The organism is Flavobacterium sp. Arc3, assembly GCF_041431375.1.
Lineage (GTDB): Bacteria > Bacteroidota > Bacteroidia > Flavobacteriales > Flavobacteriaceae > Flavobacterium.
This window is the reverse complement of the sequence record NZ_JASMRI010000025.1, coordinates 37,358-57,216: the sequence shown is the minus strand read 5'-3', so window position 1 is coordinate 57,216 and position 19,859 is coordinate 37,358. Positions and strand designations below refer to the sequence as shown.

Annotated in this window: 1 protein-coding gene; it reads left to right on the top strand. The window is 37.3% G+C overall.

Translation table 11 applies throughout. The features are described 5' to 3' along the window. Positions 1–36: 36 nt before the first annotated feature. Entirely contained in the window at positions 37–19,806 is a 19,770-nt protein-coding gene (locus QO200_RS16010) for a hypothetical protein (protein ID WP_371542036.1), read from the top strand. Positions 19,807–19,859: the final 53 nt, after the last annotated feature.

Sequence of the window (19,859 nt, the reverse complement as noted above, 5' to 3'; positions counted from 1 at the left end):
TCCGACTATTTTTTAATGCCCAAATCTTAAGATATTTTGAAAACAAAATTATACTACTTTTTTATACTGTTTTTTACTCATTATGTTTTTTTGGCTCAAATTGCGCCAATACAAAACATAGTTTGTCAAAATGAAACTACAAGCTATAGTTCTACTACAAACTACGATACCTATAAATGGAGGGTAGTAGGAGGAACTCCTACAACCAGTACTTCATCTACAATAAATGTCACTTGGGGATACGGTAATAGAGGGTCGATTTCCGTTGAAGGATTTAATAGTGGCGTTTCTCAGGGAGTTGTAACAAAAAAAATATATATAGACCAAAAAGCGATTTTTAGTCCTTCGCCGAATCCAACAATTATTGCAGGGCAAAGCACTAATATAGGGTTTACTTTTGCTAATAAATCTCTTAAATTTAATGGGACCACTGATTATGTTGGAATATCCAATTCCAATTTAATTAATCTAGGTACATCAGATTATCGTACCGTGATGTTGTGGTTCAAAGCCAATGATGTTACTAGTCGGCAAGTTTTGTACAATGAAGGAGGTGCTACGAATGGATTTTCAATGTATGTTGAAGGTGGAAAAGTCTATTGTTTGGCATGGGAAGGTGGAAGTGGAGGAGTTTGGAATGCTCCAAATGCGTCAATTGTTGCAGGTCAGTGGTATCATATAGCTTTTGTTTTTGACCAGAGTGCATCCGATGGATATCATTTCAAAGGATATTTAAATGGTGTGAATATTGGCCAATTTAATGAGGGTAGCAAAGCTAGTGACGGAATGAGTGCACACTCAGGCCCAGTGGCGATAGGTTCAAATTCAAGTATTCGATTTTTAAACAATTCGACTAGTTCAAATAATTATTTCAGCGGTAAAATAGATGGCTTTAAACTTTGGAATCGCGCATTGACAGCTGCTGAAATTCCTTTAGAAAAAGATCACGTCCTAAATGCACCCGTTGTAGATTCTGATTTAGATGTATATATCAATTTTGATAATTCGGTTCTCGATATAGCAAATACAGCAAGTGCCGAAGATGGTTCATTAAGTGGAAGCCCGACTTATGATGATGACGTTCCTTTGAACCCTACGATTATATGGAATCCAGGAGGAGCTAGTAGTTCTACCATCGATGTAAGTCCTACAACAAATACTAGTTATACCTATACTTTAACCGAAAAACTATCAAATAGTTGTTCCCAAACGGGTAGTATTGACGTTTATGTAACGATTCCCAACGACAAAGATGGTGATGGTGTTGGCGATATATTTGATTTGGACGCCGATAATGACGGAATATTAAATTCGGTTGAAAATAGTTGTACTCCCATTGCTGGTTATGATGGGTACTGGTCTCTAGATAATGCGACAAATGATTTGTCTGGTAATAGTTATAATGTACAAGCTGGAACGGTATCTTTTTCAACGGATGGTAAAAAAGGAACGCATGCTGCTTCTTTCAATGGAACTTCAAATTATCTTCAATATAGTAATGGTTCTTTTTTAAACCAAGCCATTAGTTTTTTTTCCTACTCAATGTGGGTAAAACCTAGCTCGCTTTCAGGTATTCAAACTATTTTTGAGGAGGGAGGTACTGTCAATGGTGTTGCTGTTCGGTTGAATGGGAATACTTTAGAAGCGGCAGTCCGCGAAGGTAGTTCCCAGCAAAATACGGGTACTTTTACCTTTCCAAGTGATGGTCTATGGCATCATGTAGCATTGACTTATAATAACGGTAATGTCATTTTGTATCTGGATGGAGTAGCCTCTTCAACCTTATCTACTGGATTTGGAGATTTGGCAACACATTCTGATGTTCAACATTTTGGATATTCAAATGGAGGTGCTTTTGGCTCTTCTTCTACCAATTATTATGGTGGATTGATGGATGATCTTGTTCATTATCCATCGGTATTATCTCTTTCTGATATTAATAAAATTGTTTTAGGTTGTGATAATGACAACGACGGAATACCTAATTATTTAGATTTAGACAGCGATAATGATGGGTGTTTTGATGCTAATGAAGCGTATGGCTCAGTGGTTGATACCAATGGAGACGGAACTTACGGTGGAATAACTGGAACAGCACAAGTAGATACCTCGGGGAAAGTGCTAGCTGCAGGATACGGACTACCTAGTGCTCTTTCTGGAGGCAGAAGTACGTATACACAAGGGGTGACTGTAACGATGACAACGGCTCCAGTAAGTAAAACTGTTTGTGAAGGTCAAAATGTAACCTTTTTTGCTACAGCGACAGCTGCAATTGTAGCTACTACGCCAGTAACAACTGCGATTACTAATCTGAGCTATCAATGGCAATTAAGTACTAATAATGGATTTACGTATTCTGATATTTCAGGACAATCAGGTTCGGTAACTAGTGGTACAGCAGTGCCTCTTGCGCTTTCCAGTGTAACCGTTGATATGTCAGGATATCGATACCGCATTAAATTCAGTAATGAAGCAAATATTTGCGGGATAACTTCAACAGTTACTTTGACCGTTAATGCAATACCAACAATAACGCAAGTATTCGATGCTGGTAGTTGCGGAGTAGGTAGTGTGGTTTTAAAAGCAACAGCTTCAGTCGGCACAATCAATTGGTATGCTGCTGCAATTGGAGGGGTATCTTTAGGAACTGGAACAAGTTTTACAACCCGTGTTTCATCTACAACAACTTCGTATTGGGTAGATGGAACTAGTAATGGTTGTACTACAAGTGCAAGATCTCAAGTTACTGCAACAATTAGTACTGGTGTTGTAGAGGTGAATGCAAACTCAGGAACTGTTTTTGGCTGTTATTCGACAGTAAAAGAAGCTTTTGATAAAATTAATGACGGAACCCATCAAGGAGACATTACGATTAAATTAAGAGGAAATACAACTGAAACGGTTACAGCAGCCCTCAACAATTCAGGTAATGCTAGTGGAGCCGTTTATACTTCGATAGCGTTATATCCGACAGCACCAAGTATTACGATAACAGGAAATATTGCAGGTCCACTTATTAATTTGAATGGGGCAGACAATGTAATTATTGATGGTAGTGTAAATAGAACAGCTGGGGCTGCGAGTTTAGCATTGTCTAATACGAATACTGGAGGTACAGTTATTCAGTATATCAATGACGCAACTTCAAATACAGTTAGATATTGTACTATTCAGGGAGTTGCTACTTCTGCTACTAGTGGAGTAGTACTTTTCAGTACTGGAGATACGGTAGGTAATGATAGTAATACCATCGAATATTGTTCTATTGGAGATGGAATAACAACACCTACCAATGCCATCTATTCAGCTGGAACTTCTGTGGGGACAGATAATAGTAATATTACGATTTCAAATAATAATATTTACAATTTTTTTAGTGCTGCTGCTTCATCAAACGGTATTTTTTTAGGGTCCAACTCATCGGCTTGGGCAATAACAAATAATAAATTTTATCAGACTGCAACACGAACTTCAACTTCTGGAACATTAATACATCGAGCTGTAAATATTGTTACGGCTTCGGGAATAAATTATGCCATTAATAATAATGTGATAGGATATGCTAATTCGTCTAGTTCAGGAACAACAACATATTCAGGTCCGACTACTTCGTATAGAGGAATTGAAATGACTGTTGGAACAACGGGGATTTCTGATGTACAAGGAAATACAATTAGTAACATCAATTTTTCTACAACAGTAGGAACTGCTACAGCAGCAGGTATTTTTTCGGGTATCTCAGTACTGGCAGGAAATGTAAACATTGGTTCCACAACCGGAAACACCATTGGTTCCACAACCGGAAATGATGCTATTCAGGTTTCTAGCACTACTTCTTTAGGATTAATAAACGGAATTTATGCTGCTTCAATAGGTGCGATGGCTATTAGAAATAATAACATTGGGGGGTTCAGTACAAGTGGGGCAGCTACCATTGGCTACACATTTAATGGAATTTATACAGTGGGTGCTCTTGGGAATTTTGCCATTTCGAATAATAATGTAGGTAGCAATAGCACAACCAATTCCATCAGTATTGGTGACAGTTCGCCTACTACAGCTGTTTGTACATTACGTGGAATATATAATGAGGCAACGGGAGTCATATCGCTAACTGGTAATACCGTTCAAAATTGTACTGTGTATGGAACAGCTGCATCAGTATTAAATGGTATTCTTAATAGTGCGGGTTCTGGAACACTGGATTTCACAAACAATAGTGTGATTTCATGTTCTAATAGTGGAACTGGTATTTTTGTAGGGATGACAAATTCTGCAGCTGTTTCGGTATTGAATTTAAATAATAATATAGTTCGAAATTTATCTAAATCGGCTGCATCAGGTACTTTTACAGCCTTGTCGAATACGGGAGCTGTACTTTCTTCTATTTCTATTAATGGAAACCAGTTGGGTAATGATTCAGGTGGATTAATTACCTATTCAGCAGCCAATTCCGGTGCTTTGTTGGGGATAAGCAATACGAGCGGAACTACCAATTGTGATCTTTCGATTCAAAATAATGACATAAGAGGAATAACACATACTGTTGGAGGGACCAATGCGCAGACCTATATTATTAACTCATTTGCTACCTTATCACAAAACATCAGTGGTAATACTTTTACTAACCTGAATGTGAATACTACGGGGAGTGTAATCTTTATTAGTAACAGTGTGGCGCTATCTTCGACGGGTACACAAAATGTTAGTGATAATAAAATAGTTGGAACCTTTGCAAAAGGTGGATCAGCAACTGCAAGTACAGTTACTTTGTTTACCAGCGCAGGAATACATTCTGCGGGTTCAATTGTTAATCATCTGAACAATGATTTCTCTAACATCACAGTGACGCTAAATACAACAATTTCAGGTTGGAGTATTACCGGTGCCGGAAACGCTACCCAAACTATCACCGGAAATACTTTTAGCAATTGGTCTGGTGGTACGGCTGTCGTTACGGGAATGAGTATCAATGGATTTGGAGGAACCTCTTCCGTTTCAAATAATACTATTTCAACTATATCTGGACAAGCGGCAATTACAGGTTTGGTTATTGGAGTAGCAGGAACAGCTACGCAGCTTACGGTTGCTACAAATACAATTAATACATTAACTTCTTCTGGAACAGGAGGATTGGTTACAGGATTGTCTAGTGCTAATATTTCACCAGTTGTCAATATTGACCTTAATACTATTAATGGACTTGCCTCGTCATTAAGTATTGCCACCGCTTCAGTTCATGGGGTTTTAGTCACCGCTGCTACGTCTACAAATATTACAAACAATACTATTTATTCATTGTCGGCTTCGGGAACAACAATTCCTATTATCAATGGTATTTCGGCTGCTACTGTAAATTCGATTACTATAGAAAGTAATACTATTTATGGCGTTTCAACGGCAGGCTTGACCAATTCGGGTTATACTTTTAATGGTATTTTAACATCTGGAACAGGAGGTAGTATCACTGTTGATAGCAATACTATTGGTTCTATTGATAATCCAATTTCAGTAGGTTCAGCTGATACTACTACTGGTGTTTGTAATTTTAGAGGTGTAAGCAACTCAGGTTCAGGATCTATTTCTATCACTGATAATATCATTCAAAACGCCACGGTTTATGGTATTGGACTATCAACTTATTACGGAATTTTAAACTCAGCTGGTACGGGAATACTTACTATTACGGGTAACAGTATCCTTTCTGGTACTAATGCAGGAACAGGAACCACTACATCAGGTTTGTATGTGGCAATATCCAATACTGCAGCTGTTGCAACGGCCAATATCAATAATAATATTATAAGAAACCATTCTCGAACTACAGGTGCAGGAACTTTTACCGCTATTTCAAGTTCAGGTGCAGTTATTACGGAATTAAATATTAATGAAAATCAATTAGGAAACGCTGTTGAAGGATTAATTAATTACACTGGGGAGAATACAGGTGCCTTGGTTGGAATTAATGTTGCTTCTGCCGGTCCTAATTGTGTACTTAGCATTCTTTCCAATGATATTAGAGGTATAAGTTCAACCACCACTAGTGTACAAGTCCAAACTTATATTATTAACGCAGCAGCAACCCTGTCTCAAAACATTAGTAACAATACCTTCACTAATCTTAATGTAAATACCACGGGTGCCATCATCTTTATCAGTAACAACGTTGTGTTGTCAAGTGCAGGTACTCAAGATGTTAATAATAATGCAATAGTTGGGACTTTTGTCCGTAATAGCAATTCTGCCAATGGAACGCTTACTTTGTTTACCAGTGCAGCTAGTTCTGTTTCGGGAAGTGTGACCAATAATAACAATAATAATTTTTCGAATATAACGGTAAGCGGTTCTGCTTCTATTTTGGGTTGGGTGAATACAGATGCTGGAAGTGGGACTAAGAATATTCAAAATAACACCTTTAGTAAATGGACAGGCTTAAATTCTCCAACAGGGGCATTTACGGCACTTAACGTGAATATTACAGGAACGACTAATGCTGTTTCCGATAATAAAATTAACACATTAAGTGCTGGGGGGGCGGTAACAGGAATCACTACGGGAGCTGGTAATGATAACATATATTCAAATAGTATTCATATCCTTATTTCAACCGGAACAACGGCAACAGTAGTAACCGGTATTGCTGTTACAGCAGGTACTACAAAAAATATTTATCGAAATAAAATATACAATTTACAAACAAGCAGCTCGCTTAATACAGGAACTGTAAACGGTATCTTGGTGTCAGGTGCAACATCCGCATTAACCGTTAATATTTATAATAACTTAATAGGTAATTTTACAATTACAGCTACTGGAACTGATATTGTGAGGGGAATTGGTGTGATTTCTACAGGTACATTTTCTAATATTAATGTGTATTATAATACCGTATATTTGGATGGATCCACTACATCAGGTACATCGGGGGTTTACCATACAGGTAGTACGGTATCAACAACAGCAAAACTAGATTTGCGAAATAACATTATTTATAATAACTCGACTGGATCTGGATTGGCAGTTGCATTTCGTAGGTCAGCAAATTTGCAAAATTATGCTTCTACTTCGAATAACAATTTATTCCTAGGTGCGAATCTCATGAATAATGGTACCGCTTATACCACATTAGCGGCTTTTAAAACAATAGTTTCTCCACGTGATGCCGCTTCGATTTCTGAAGTCCCTGTGTTTTTTAGCACTGTAGGAGCAAATGCTACTTACCTTCATGTTAATGGAGCTACTAAATCTCAAATAGAAAGTGGAGGAACGAATATTTCTGGTTATACCAATGACTTTGATGGTGATATTCGACAAGGGAATACAGGCTATAGCGGCGTGGGAACAGCTCCTGATATGGGAGCCGATGAGTTTAGCGGATTGTCAGATGATCAAAGCGCACCTGCTATTTCGTATACTATTCTTAGCAACAATAGTTGTACCACGGGGCGTACTATTACCGCAACTATTATTGATGGAACTGGAGTTAATACTACTACAGCAAAACCACGTATTTATTATAAGAAATCGACCGATGCCCCCTCGCTTACTGGCTGGAAGTTTGTAGAAGCTAGTAATACAACTAGCCCATTTAGTTTTACGATGGATTATTCATTGATAGGTGGAGCTAGTACCGGAACTACGATTCAATATTTTATAGTTGCCCAAGATGTACTTGCTACTCCTCTTGTTGGAATTAACTCGGGTACTTTTGCTGCAACTCCTGCCAGTGTTGCTTTAACAACAACTGCTTTCCCTATTGGCGGAACTATTAATAGCTATGCTATACAATCAGGATTAAGTACGACTGTTACAGTTGGAACTGGTGGAACTTATACGAGCTTGACAGGTCCATTAGGATTATTTGCAGATCTGAATACAAAAGGACTATCCACAAATATTACAGCCAATATTATCAGTGACCTTACAGAGCCAGGAACAAATAGCTTAAATGAATTGACTTATGGTTGTAGCGAGAATTACACCTTAACCATTTCGCCAAGTGGTGGGGCAACTAGAACTATATCGGGTAGTGTTGCCGCTCCTTTACTCAACTTCAACGGCGCCGATAATGTTATTATAGATGGTCTGAATACTGGCGGTAATTCCTTAACGATTTCAAATACTAGTACCTCTACTGCAGCAGGTACCAGTACCATTCGTTTTATAAACGATGCGACCAATAATATCATTCGTAACTGTACTATTGAAGGTTCCTCTACCTTGATTTCGACAGCGACTATTTTCTTTTCAACGGGAACAACTACAGGAAACGATGACAATATAATTACAGGGTGTACCATTAAATCCTCAGGTGCGAACTTGCCTTTTAATGTAATTTGCTCTGCAGGTAGTTCCTTGTTTATTGATAATAGTGGAGTTTCGATTACCAATAACAGTATACAAGATTACTACAACCCTATCGGAGCTTCGAATGGGATTAATGTGGCTTCGAACAGTTCGGCTTGGACTATTTCAGGAAATAAATTTTTCCAAACAGGAACAAGGACTGCTACAGCAAGTGTTGCTGCTACTCCATTTAACATTCATCGTGCTATAAATATTTTAACAGCAAGTGGTGGTGGGTATACTATTAGCACAAATACAATTGGTTATGCAGCTGCTAATGCTACCGGAATTACTACTTATGACGGGAATTTTACCAACAGATTTATTGGAATTGAATTATCATCAGCTTTAAGTCCAGTTTCTTCTATACAAGGTAATACTATTACCGCATTATCTCTTTCGACCTCAAATAATTTGGGAACAACGACGGGAATTTTTACTGGTATTTCGGTCCTAGCTGGAAGTGTCAATGTAGGAACAACAGCTGGGAACATTATTGGTTCGAGCACAGGGAATGATGCTGTGCAAGTTTCATCAACGGCAAGTTTGGGATTAATTAACGGTATATATGCGACGTCTACTGGTACAGTGGTCATTAGTAATAATAGCATTGGAGCCATCAGTATAAATGCTGCAACAGCTACTATTGGGTATGTCTTAAATGGAATATATACTGCTGGTGCTGGAGGGAATTTTACAGTTTCAAATAATACGATAGGAAGTACAAGTTCAACTAACTCGATTAGTGTTGGTAGTGGTTCGACTACCGCAATTTGTACAATGCGCGGAATATACAATACAGCGACCGGTGCCATGTCATTAACAGCAAATACAATTCAAAATTGTAGCGTTTATGGAACAGGAGCCTCTGTTCTGTATGGTATTGTTAATACAAAAGGTTCAGGAACAGTTGAGATTAATACCAATAAAATAATTTCATGTTCAAATACAGGGACTGGTGTTTTTGTGGGAATTACCAATTCTGCAGTAGTTTCGGCAATTAATTTAAATAACAATATAATCCGAAACCTTAGTAAAACTGCCGTGTCTGGTACATTTACGGGTATTTCGAATACCGGGGCAGTTTTTACGTCTATTTCTATTAACGGAAACCAGTTAGGAAATGCATCAGGAGACTTAATTACCTATTCAGCCGCAAATTCAGGTGCTTTTTTAGGAATAAGTAATTCAGCTGGAACCGCTAGTTGTGAAGTCTCTATTCAAAATAATGACATTAGAGGTATTAATCAATCTGTAGTCGGAACAAATGCACATACTTATATAATTAATTCGGCAGCCACCTTGTCACAAAACATTAGTGGAAATACTTTTACTAACGTTAATGCTGGTACAAAAGGGAGTGTTATATTTATCGGTAACAGTGTGGTTGTTCTTTCAAGTGGTACTCAAAATGTAAACAACAACAGCATTGTAACTGCCTTTACTAAATCTGGAGCTGGAGGAACTGTTACTCTTTTTACTAGCGCTGCAGTTTCTATCGCAGGTGCTGTTATAAATCATACGGGCAATAACTTTTCAAACATTACAATTACTGGAGCTACGGTTTTAACAGGTTGGAGTATTACTGGTGCCGGTAACGCTACTCAAACAATTACAGGGAATACTTTTGCCAATTGGACGGGTGGAACATCTGCAATAATTGGAATGACGATCAATGGATTTGGAGGTGCCTCCTCTGTGTCCAATAATACCATTTCTAACATTTCGGGACAAGCAGCCATTACAGGTCTAAACATAGCAGTAGCTGGAACTGCTAGTACACTTACTATAGGAGGGAATGCTATCAATACATTGGTCTCTAATGGGACAGGAGGAACTGTTTTGGGGATAGCAAGTGCTAATATTTCACCAGTAATCAACATCAATGGAAATACTGTATTCTCACTTTCTACAAGTTTGTCGAATGCTGCTACTACAACTATTACACCATTAGTCGGGATAAATGTTACAGCAGCAACTGCGGCAAATATTACGGCAAATAATGTGTATTCACTTTCAGTTTCAGGTGGTACAACAGGTACTGGAGGTGTTACTTTTAATGGTATTTCAAGTGCATCTACAGGAACAATAAACATACAGGGAAATACTGTTTATGGAGTAAGCACTTCTGGAATTGCAACTGCAAAACATAATTTTAATGGTATTAATACTTCTGGGGTAGGGAATTTTACTATTGCAGATAATACAATAGGTAGTAGTTATGTCAATTCTATACTAATAGGTGTAGATGGTGTTACAACGGTTGTATGTTCCTTTAATGGAATTTACAATGCGGCTACGGGAAGCATATCAATAACCAATAATACGGTGCAAAACGCAGCCTTATTTGGTACTGGAGCTTCAGGTTATGCAGGGATTTCGAATGTTGGACTTAGTGGAACAATAAATATTACGGGTAATACTATACTAAGTGGCGCTAATAACAGTACGGGTGCATTTACAGGAATCGTCAATTCTGCAGCTGTTGGTACGGCAAACATTAACAGTAATGTTATTAGAAGTCATAGCCGAACAACTACTACAGGAACTTTTATAGGAATTTCAAGTACAGGAGCAGTTACTACTGCATTAAACATTAATAGTAATCAATTAGGAAATGCTAGTGGTGGATTAATAACTTATACTGTTGCAAATACAAGTACCTTGGTAGGGATAAATGTTGCCAATGCTGCTGCCAGTTGTGCATTGAGTATTCAAACCAATGATTTTAGAGGTATAACATCAGCATTAACAAGTGCTCAGGCTCAGACCTATATCAGTAACGCAGCGGTTACCCTATCACAGAATATTAGTAGTAATACGTTCACCAATTTGAATGTGAATACTACTGGTACTATTATTTTTATTAGTAATAACGTGACAGTTCCCGCTACAGGAACTCAGGATGTTAACAGTAATAGGATCGTTGGAACTTTTGTACGTAACAGTGCTTCGGCGAGTGGTGCATTGACTTTGTTTAGCAGTTCAACTGCAACTTCGGCAATAGGAAGTGTAATCAACAACAATAACAATAACTTTTCGAATATTACGGTAAGTGGGACTGCTACCATAGCGGGTTGGGTAAATACTGATGCTGGTAATGGTTCTAAAACAATTCAGGGAAATACATTTAGCAATTGGAATGCAGAAACTGGAATAATAACCGCAATGAATATTAATACAGTAGGAACCAATAATACTATTGCAAATAATGCTATTAATACAATTTCTAGCGCAGGGATTATTTATGGAATTACTACTGCTGCCGGGAATGACAATATTTATTCGAATACAATTAACGGATTGATTTCATCCGGGACTGGTGCCACTATTGTCAACGGAATTGCAATTACTTCGAGTACGACTAAAAATGTGTATGGAAACACCATTTACAATTTACAAGCAAATAATATCGCTACAGGAAGTGTTAGTGGTATAGCAGTGACTGGTGGGGCTATAAACAACATATATAGGAATAAAATTTATGCTATTTCATCTTCAAGTTCTGGAATTACTACTGGGTCAGTTAATGGGATTTTAGTTTCGGGTAGTATTAACGATTTAACCAATGTTATTTATAATAATAGAATTGGAGATGTTAAAGCGACAGCTGCTAATGTAGCCAATCCAGTAAACGGTATTAGTATTGTAAATGCAGGACTTCGTTCTGTTTCTAATGTGTATTTCAATACTATTTATTTAAATGCAACTTCTAGTGGTGCACTTTTCGGTTCCTCGGGAGTTTATCATGCAGCAAGTGCTACTTCTAGTACTGGTTCTATAAACTTGCGAAACAATATTATTGTCAACGTTTCGACTTCAAACGGGACTGGTAAAACCGCGGCTTATCGACGTTCAGCGGCAAATACACTTCAGAATTATGCGTCTACATCCAATAATAATTTATTGTATGGCGCCAACTTAATGTTTGATGGGACGAATTCCTATACTTCACTATCGGCCTATAAAACTATTAGTACTCCACGTGATGCGGCTACAATTTATGAAGTTCCAAATTTTATAAGCACAGTTGGCTCTACTGCTGATTTTCTTAAAATTGACAATACAAATATTACTTTTATCGAAAGTGGTGCAGTTGCTATTGCAGGAATAACAACCGATTTTGATAATGATGTAAGAGCAGGGAACACAGGTTTTGCCGTTCAAACCAATGGTGCAGGAAATGCACCCGATATAGGATCTGATGAGTTTGATGGAAAATTACCCTATGTAATTGTTTCAAATTCTAATGCTCTAAGTGATGGTAGCTATGCAAAGCTATCACTAGCATTTGCGGCTATTAATGCGAACGACCAAATAGGAAAAAACATTGTAGTAACCTTGATTGGTAATACCAATGAAAGTTCAACCGCAACATTAAATCAGGGAGCATGGACTAGTTTGAAAATGTATCCGACAAAAACCGGATTATCTGTTTCGGGAAGTATTGAGGGATCTCCCCTTATCGATTTGAATGGTGCAGACAACGTTACAATAGATGGAAGGGTAAATCAAACTGGCTCCACCCGAAGCATGAGTATCATAAATAATAGTCCATCAACCAATGCCGGAACATCGACCATAAATTTTAGGAACTCAGCAGAATTTAACACGCTGAAATATATAAATGTTAATGGGTCATCTGGCAGTGCAACCGATGGAGTAATTAAATTTTCTACATCTACTGCAGGTAATGGTAACGACAATAACTTGATTGATAATTGCGCAGTTAGCAGTGTGAATGGAAATCGACCGGTAAATGCTGTTTACTCCCTTGGGTCGGCAGCAAGTGATAATAGTTCGAATACAATAAGTAACAATGCTATTTATGATTTTATCAATAGTAGTACATCTTCAAACGGTATTTATTTAGGGGCTAATTCAACTGTTTGGACAATCTCAACCAATAGTCTTTACGAGACAACCAGTTTTGTGCCTTTAGCTGGGCCTTTAGTTTATACGGCCATCTCGATAAACAATGCAGCTGGAAATAATTTCACTGTTTCAAATAATTATATTGGTGGTAAAGCAGCTTTAAGTGCGGGGGATGCCTGGACAGTTAATGCGAGTACTAATCATAGTTTTAAAGGGATTTATTTAAATGTAGGCACTACAACAGTTAGTAGTATTCAAAATAATACCATTCGAAATTTTAGTTATAATACTACAAGCAGTGCCCCTTGGAGAGCCATTGAGGTTAATTCTGGGGCTGTAAATATAGGGACCACAACGGCAAATGGTATAGGGGCAACAACAGGGGTTGGTTCTATTTCTGTAACGAGCGCTGCTAACGCTCAATCCTATGGGATTTATATAGGTAGTGAAGGAGATATAGCTGTGTCTAAAAACACGATAGGATCAATTTTAGTTATTGGTAATAGTACTAATGTCTCTCATAGTTTCACGGGGATTTATAAAAAATCGGGAATAGCAGGTGCGATGACAGTAAGTTACAATGTCATTGGAAGTACAACAACAACTAATAGTATTTCTGCGACTTCTGCTGCTTCGACTTCTACTGCAGGGCAAAATTTGATTGGGATATTTAATGAATCCTCAGGTTCAAATGCTACTACATATAATACAATAGCCAATCTCCAAAATGGGTATACAGGGAGTCAGGATTCAAGAACATCAGGAATTTATGCAGCGGCAGGTTCCTCTACACTTGTGAAAAACAATATTTATAATTTATCTAGCGCTTCCTTAGGTACTTCAGTAGCTTCTGTAAGTGGAGTTGAAATGAGCGGAACTGCTGCGACAAATACGGTTACTGAAACAGTGATATACAATCTGTCCAATACAAATAGCAGTTTCACGGGATTCATATCAGGAATTAGATTTTCAGGTAGTACTGTTGATAATTTGGTAAACAGAAATTTCATCCGTAGTTTATCGGTGCATGGTAGCTCTGTAAATGCTACTATTTATGGTATTCAAATTATAAACGGTGTAACCACTTACGCTAATAATATTATTAGTTTAGGCGGAAATACGGCTACTACTTTGTATGGGTTTTACAGCAATGGTGGCAGTGGAAATAATACTAAAATCTATTTTAATTCCATTTATCTTAGTGGCACATTAAGTAGTGGAATTACGAACAAATCATATGCTTTTTATGAAGCAGCTGGAGCAGGTACTCGTGATTTGAAAAATAATATTTTTTCGAATTTCAGATCCACTAGCAGCGGTGTAAATTTACATTATGCAATGTTCTTGAATTACGGTGTTTCGACGGGACTGGCACTTGATTATAATATTTATTGGGCGTCAGGTGCTGGAGGAATGTTGGGTTCTTATAATGGTACAAATTCTAATGCAACACCCATTGTTTCTGGACTAGGAGCAAATGGAACAAAAGTAAATCCAAATTTTTCCAATGCAGGAGGTACGCTAGCAACCGACTACAAAGTACGAGAATCAACTGAAGGCGCTACTGGGACTGGAATAATACTAGATTACGCCCAAACTGCTCGTGCAGTACCTCCAAATATTGGAGCTTGGGAGTTTAATTCTAATCGTTGGTTTGGTACAATTAGTACTGACTTTGCTACTTCAGGAAACTGGTCTGCTGGTTCAGTGCCTCTAGATGAAGCTTCAATCGTTTTTGCCGCAGTACCGGTGCGAGATTGTGTGCTTGACCAAAATAGAGTTGTTGGCAATATTGTAAATACACAGTCCTCCTATAAATTTATAATTAACGGAAAACAATTAAACTTACAGGGAGGTCTTTATCTATCAAATGGAGGTCAAATAGATGCAACAACTGCTGGATCAACTGTTGTATTTGAGGGTGATGACTCTCAAACGATTCCAGAGAATGCTTTTGTAAGCAATAGTATTCCTAGTATAATTGTTAATAATTTATTTGGTGTAATTACACAAAGTGATTTAAATATTAGCAGTTCCTTAAACGTGGCAAGCCCCAACCCTTCTGATAGCACTGGAGGGATGGATACCGGTGTAAAAATTATTACATTAGGTTCAGATGCTACAGTAAGTGGTCAAGGTGATGTCACTGGAATCGTTAGTCGCTCAAGCATAGTAGCAAATAAAACGTATACTTTTAATAATAGTAATTCAACAATTATCTTTGAAAACACAGGAACTTTACCTTCCTCAATTAGTGTCAAATTGTCGATTGGAACTTCACCTAATTGGAAAGCAAGTGGTGTTAAACGAATTTATGAAATCATTCAAAGTGGAGCCAACACAACAAGTCCGACTTCAGCAGCGGTAAAATTCGCTTATTTGGATTCTGAAATTAATGGAAATGACGAGAGTAAATTAGTGCTCTTTACGTATAAAAATAGTTCAAGTACATTATCCGAGCAAGGTCGTAGTAGTGCAAATACTACGGATAACTGGATTAGCCTTTCCGGTGTTGATATGACTTTATTTCCTTCTGCTTTTGGAAGTTTAGAAGTTGGGTTTAATAACAATGAAATTGATACGCTAACTTGGAATGGTACAGTAAGTACATCATGGAATACAGTCAAAAACTGGACGCCAAATGGAGCACCATCCGATTTTGTGAACATTATTATTCCAGATGCTTCGTCCACTCCAAAGGCTCCAATAGTACCTCCTGTAACCGCAATAAAATCTTTGAATTTGAAAAATGGAAGTATTTTGAATTCTATTGTAAATGCTCAAATGACACTTTTCGGGGGGTCTAATGTATGGGCAAATGAGGGCGGTGTTTTTAATCCGAGTACAAGTACTGTTTCTTTTATGAGCGAAACTGCAGATATTTCAGGAACCACTAGTTTTTATAATGTCACTATTGATGCTGCCGCAAATTTATTAATGCAGACTGGTAGTACTATGAAAATAGGAGGTGTTATGAATAATGTGGGTGTTTGGCGTACAGCTTGGGATGGAAATCTAACCACAGTAATGTACAACGGCTCGGCGCAAAATGTTGTAATTCCTTATGCATCAACCAATCGATATTCTACATTGATTCTAAGCGGAAGTGGTGTAAAAACGATGCCTGCAGTAGATATGTCTATTTTAGGGGATTTGATTGTAGATGGAACTGCAAGCGTTACCACGTCAAATAATATTGATATCGCAGGTAATTTGACTATTGGTGTCACTGCAATTTTTAATTCAGGTGCTAATACGCATACTTTGGGGGGTAATTTAGTTCATAAAGGAACATTTACTACCACAGGAAGTACTATTGTGATGAACGGTTCGTCTTCCGTTCAAACTATTAGTGGTACAGCAGGTTCAACAGATTTTAATAATCTAGTTTTATTAAATAATAATGGTGTTACTAGCGCCAAAAATTTAATTGTTAATGGTATTCTAGATTTACAAAGTAATAATCCAACAGATTTATTAGGAAGTTTAGATATGGGATCTAATACACTTTCCTTAACTGCCTCGGCGGTTACATCTGGTGTTGGCGATGTGACAGGTATTGTTAAAAGAGCACATGTTTTTGTAACCAACCAAGCGTATACTTTTGGGAATGCTAACGCAAAACTATCTTTTAGCGCTGATGGTACGAAGCCAACCGATGTTAGTATTAAAACAACCATTGGTTCTGCACCTTCATGGAAATCAACGGCTATTAATAGAGTCTATGATATTATTCGAACTGGCGGAACTGGCAATTTTATTGATGTACAGGTTAGTTATCTTGAATCAGAATTAAACGGAATTAATGAAGATGAAATCGTATTCTTTAACGCTACAGGTCTTCCATCTGCAACGGTATACGAACGGGGAATTTCAGTTAGTAATACTAATAGTAATGTAGCAACAATAAAAACACTTGGTGTTGGTTTGTTTGCAACAGCATTTGGTCAAAACCAATTTTCGTTGTCTAATAGTAGTTATCCAAATCTTACATGGAATGGTTCTCAATCTACTGATTGGAATACAAATTCCAACTGGACACCAATTAGTTATCCTTCTAAGTTTTCAAAATTGACAATTCCAAATGTTAGTAGTACACCACAAAGCCCTCTTTTGCCAGCTGTAGCAGAAGCACGTCAATTGATTATTCAAAATGGGGGAGTTTTAAATGCTATTGCTGGATCTCAACTTTCCTTTAAAAACAATAATGGCGATGTAGTATGGCAAAATAGCGGTGGTACATTTAATGCAAGTACGAGTACAATTATTTTTAGTGATTTGAGTCAAAAGATAAGCGGTAGTACTAATTTCTATAATATAACTGTAGCTAGTGGAGCTAGTTTGACGCCACAAGTTAGTAGCAGTATAGGTATTGCTGGAGCATTTACAAATAATGGTATTCTAGACGCAATGACATTTTCTAATACTTTTAATTATAACGGTACAGCTCAAAATGTGATAAATCCGAATGGGACAATTTCAGGGTATTATAATTTGAGTATTAGTGGGTCAAATATAAAGACAATGCCTAGTACAAGCATGAGTGTTTTGGGGAATTTTTCTATTTCTGGAACGGCAAGTGCGACAACAAAAAACCTGCTCAATGTGGGGGGGAATTTGTCTATTGCCACGGGCTCAGTTCTGAATGCTGGAACAAATATTCTTAAAGTAGGTGGTAATTTTAGTAGTAACGGTACTTTCGTAGCTTCAGCGGGTGGTACATTAGAGCTAAATGGAATAACGGCACAAAGTATTGAAGGTACTTCAAATCCATTATCATTAGAGAATCTTACAATTTCTAATATGGGAGGAACAGTTTCTACAACAAGAGACTTGAATCTTAATGGTAATTTTGCCAATTCAGGAATGCTCAATATGAACAGTAATATACTTTCTGTTAGCAATTCGATTACAAACACAGGAACTTTACTCACGGCTGTTCCTGCTGCACAAAGTGCAACACCTTTTCCTTCGGGTAAAAACTGGGGAGGAACTGTTGTTTATAATGTCGATGCTGCACAAAGTGCTGTAGCCGGTAATTATACAAATTTTACCATAAACAATGGAGTAGGAGTAACAGTAACAAGCGCAGCACAAGTAAATGTATCTGGAACTTTATTGATTAATAGTGGTAAAAAAATGATTATTGATGCTGATAATATATTAACTGTTACGGGATCTATTACTAATAATGGTGGAACTAGTGGGCTTGTTTTAAAATCAAATGCTTCTGGAACAGCCTCAGTAATTCACAATACAAATAACGTTGCGGCAACAGTACAACGCTATGTTAGTGGTGCAAAAGAAGATTGGCATTTTCTATCCGCGCCAGTTTCTAATCAAGTGATAGCAGGTTCACCTTGGGTTCCTTCTGGTACTTATGGAAATGGTACAGGATATGATTTGTATATATGGAATGAACCAACTCCTTGTTGGACTTATCAATTAAACACTACCGTTGCGCCCACGTGGCCATCTATTCACTCTTCTTCGAACTTTGTTGCAGGAAGAGGTTATTTGTATTCTACACAAGCACTTAATCCAACTAAAGAATTTGTTGGATTGTTGAATAATGGAAATGTTAGTTTTCCAATTACAAATACCAGTTCTAGCGCTGATGCAGTTGTTAGAGGCTTTAATTTAATTGGTAATCCATATCCTTCTTCAATTGATTGGAAATCAGGAACAGGATGGTTGCGTACTGATTTAGTTGTAAGTGGTGGAGGTTATGATATGTGGATATGGAATCCGGCGTCAAATAATTACGGGGTTTGTAATTCTTCTAGTTCTATAGCAACTAATGGGGTAACACAATATATTCCTCCAACTCAAGGTTATTTTGTAAGAGCCGCAACTAGCGGAAATATTGGTACATCAAATGCGGTACGAGTTAATAACGGTGCAAGTAACTGGTTAAAAATAAAAAATGGTAAGAGTATTAACAATAACTTAAAAGTTAGAATTGCTTCAAATGAAGGTCTGGGATATGATGAGGTTTTTATGCAGTTTGGTTACCCAACAAATGAGGTAGGAGCTTTAAAACTTTTTAGTCGAAATGAATCTGCACCTTCAGCTTACTTAAATGATGCTAATACTGATTTAACCGTTCGATACTTAACGGATACAGACGAAAATTCTCAAGTTCCATTGCGCTTTAAAGCAGGAAAGGATGGGGATTATACTTTGAGTATTGGTAGCGAAAGTGCGTCTTATGATGTTCTATTTCTGGAAGATAAAAAGACAAAGACGATTACTGATTTAAATGTAAATGCAACATACCAATTCAAAGGAGCAATTAAAGATGCTACAGATCGTTTTGTGCTTCACTTTACGCCTATAACTAAGGAAGAAGTAAATTTAGCTGCTGTTATTTTTTATGATGGAAGTGAAATAAATGTTGACTTAACTGCTATAGCAGATCAAACAAATATTAAAATATATGATATGCTGGGGAGGTTGCTTGTTGATAAAAAAGTATCGGGTAAAATGATTCACCGTTTTACAATCAGTCCAAAAAACGAGGTCTATATTGTTTTAGCTAGTAGCAGTGGGAAATCTATAAGTCGTAAAGTTTTGGTTTATTAAAATTATTAATAGGAAATTGAAGGGGAGAAGTAAGAAGCTTAGTAAATTATTTG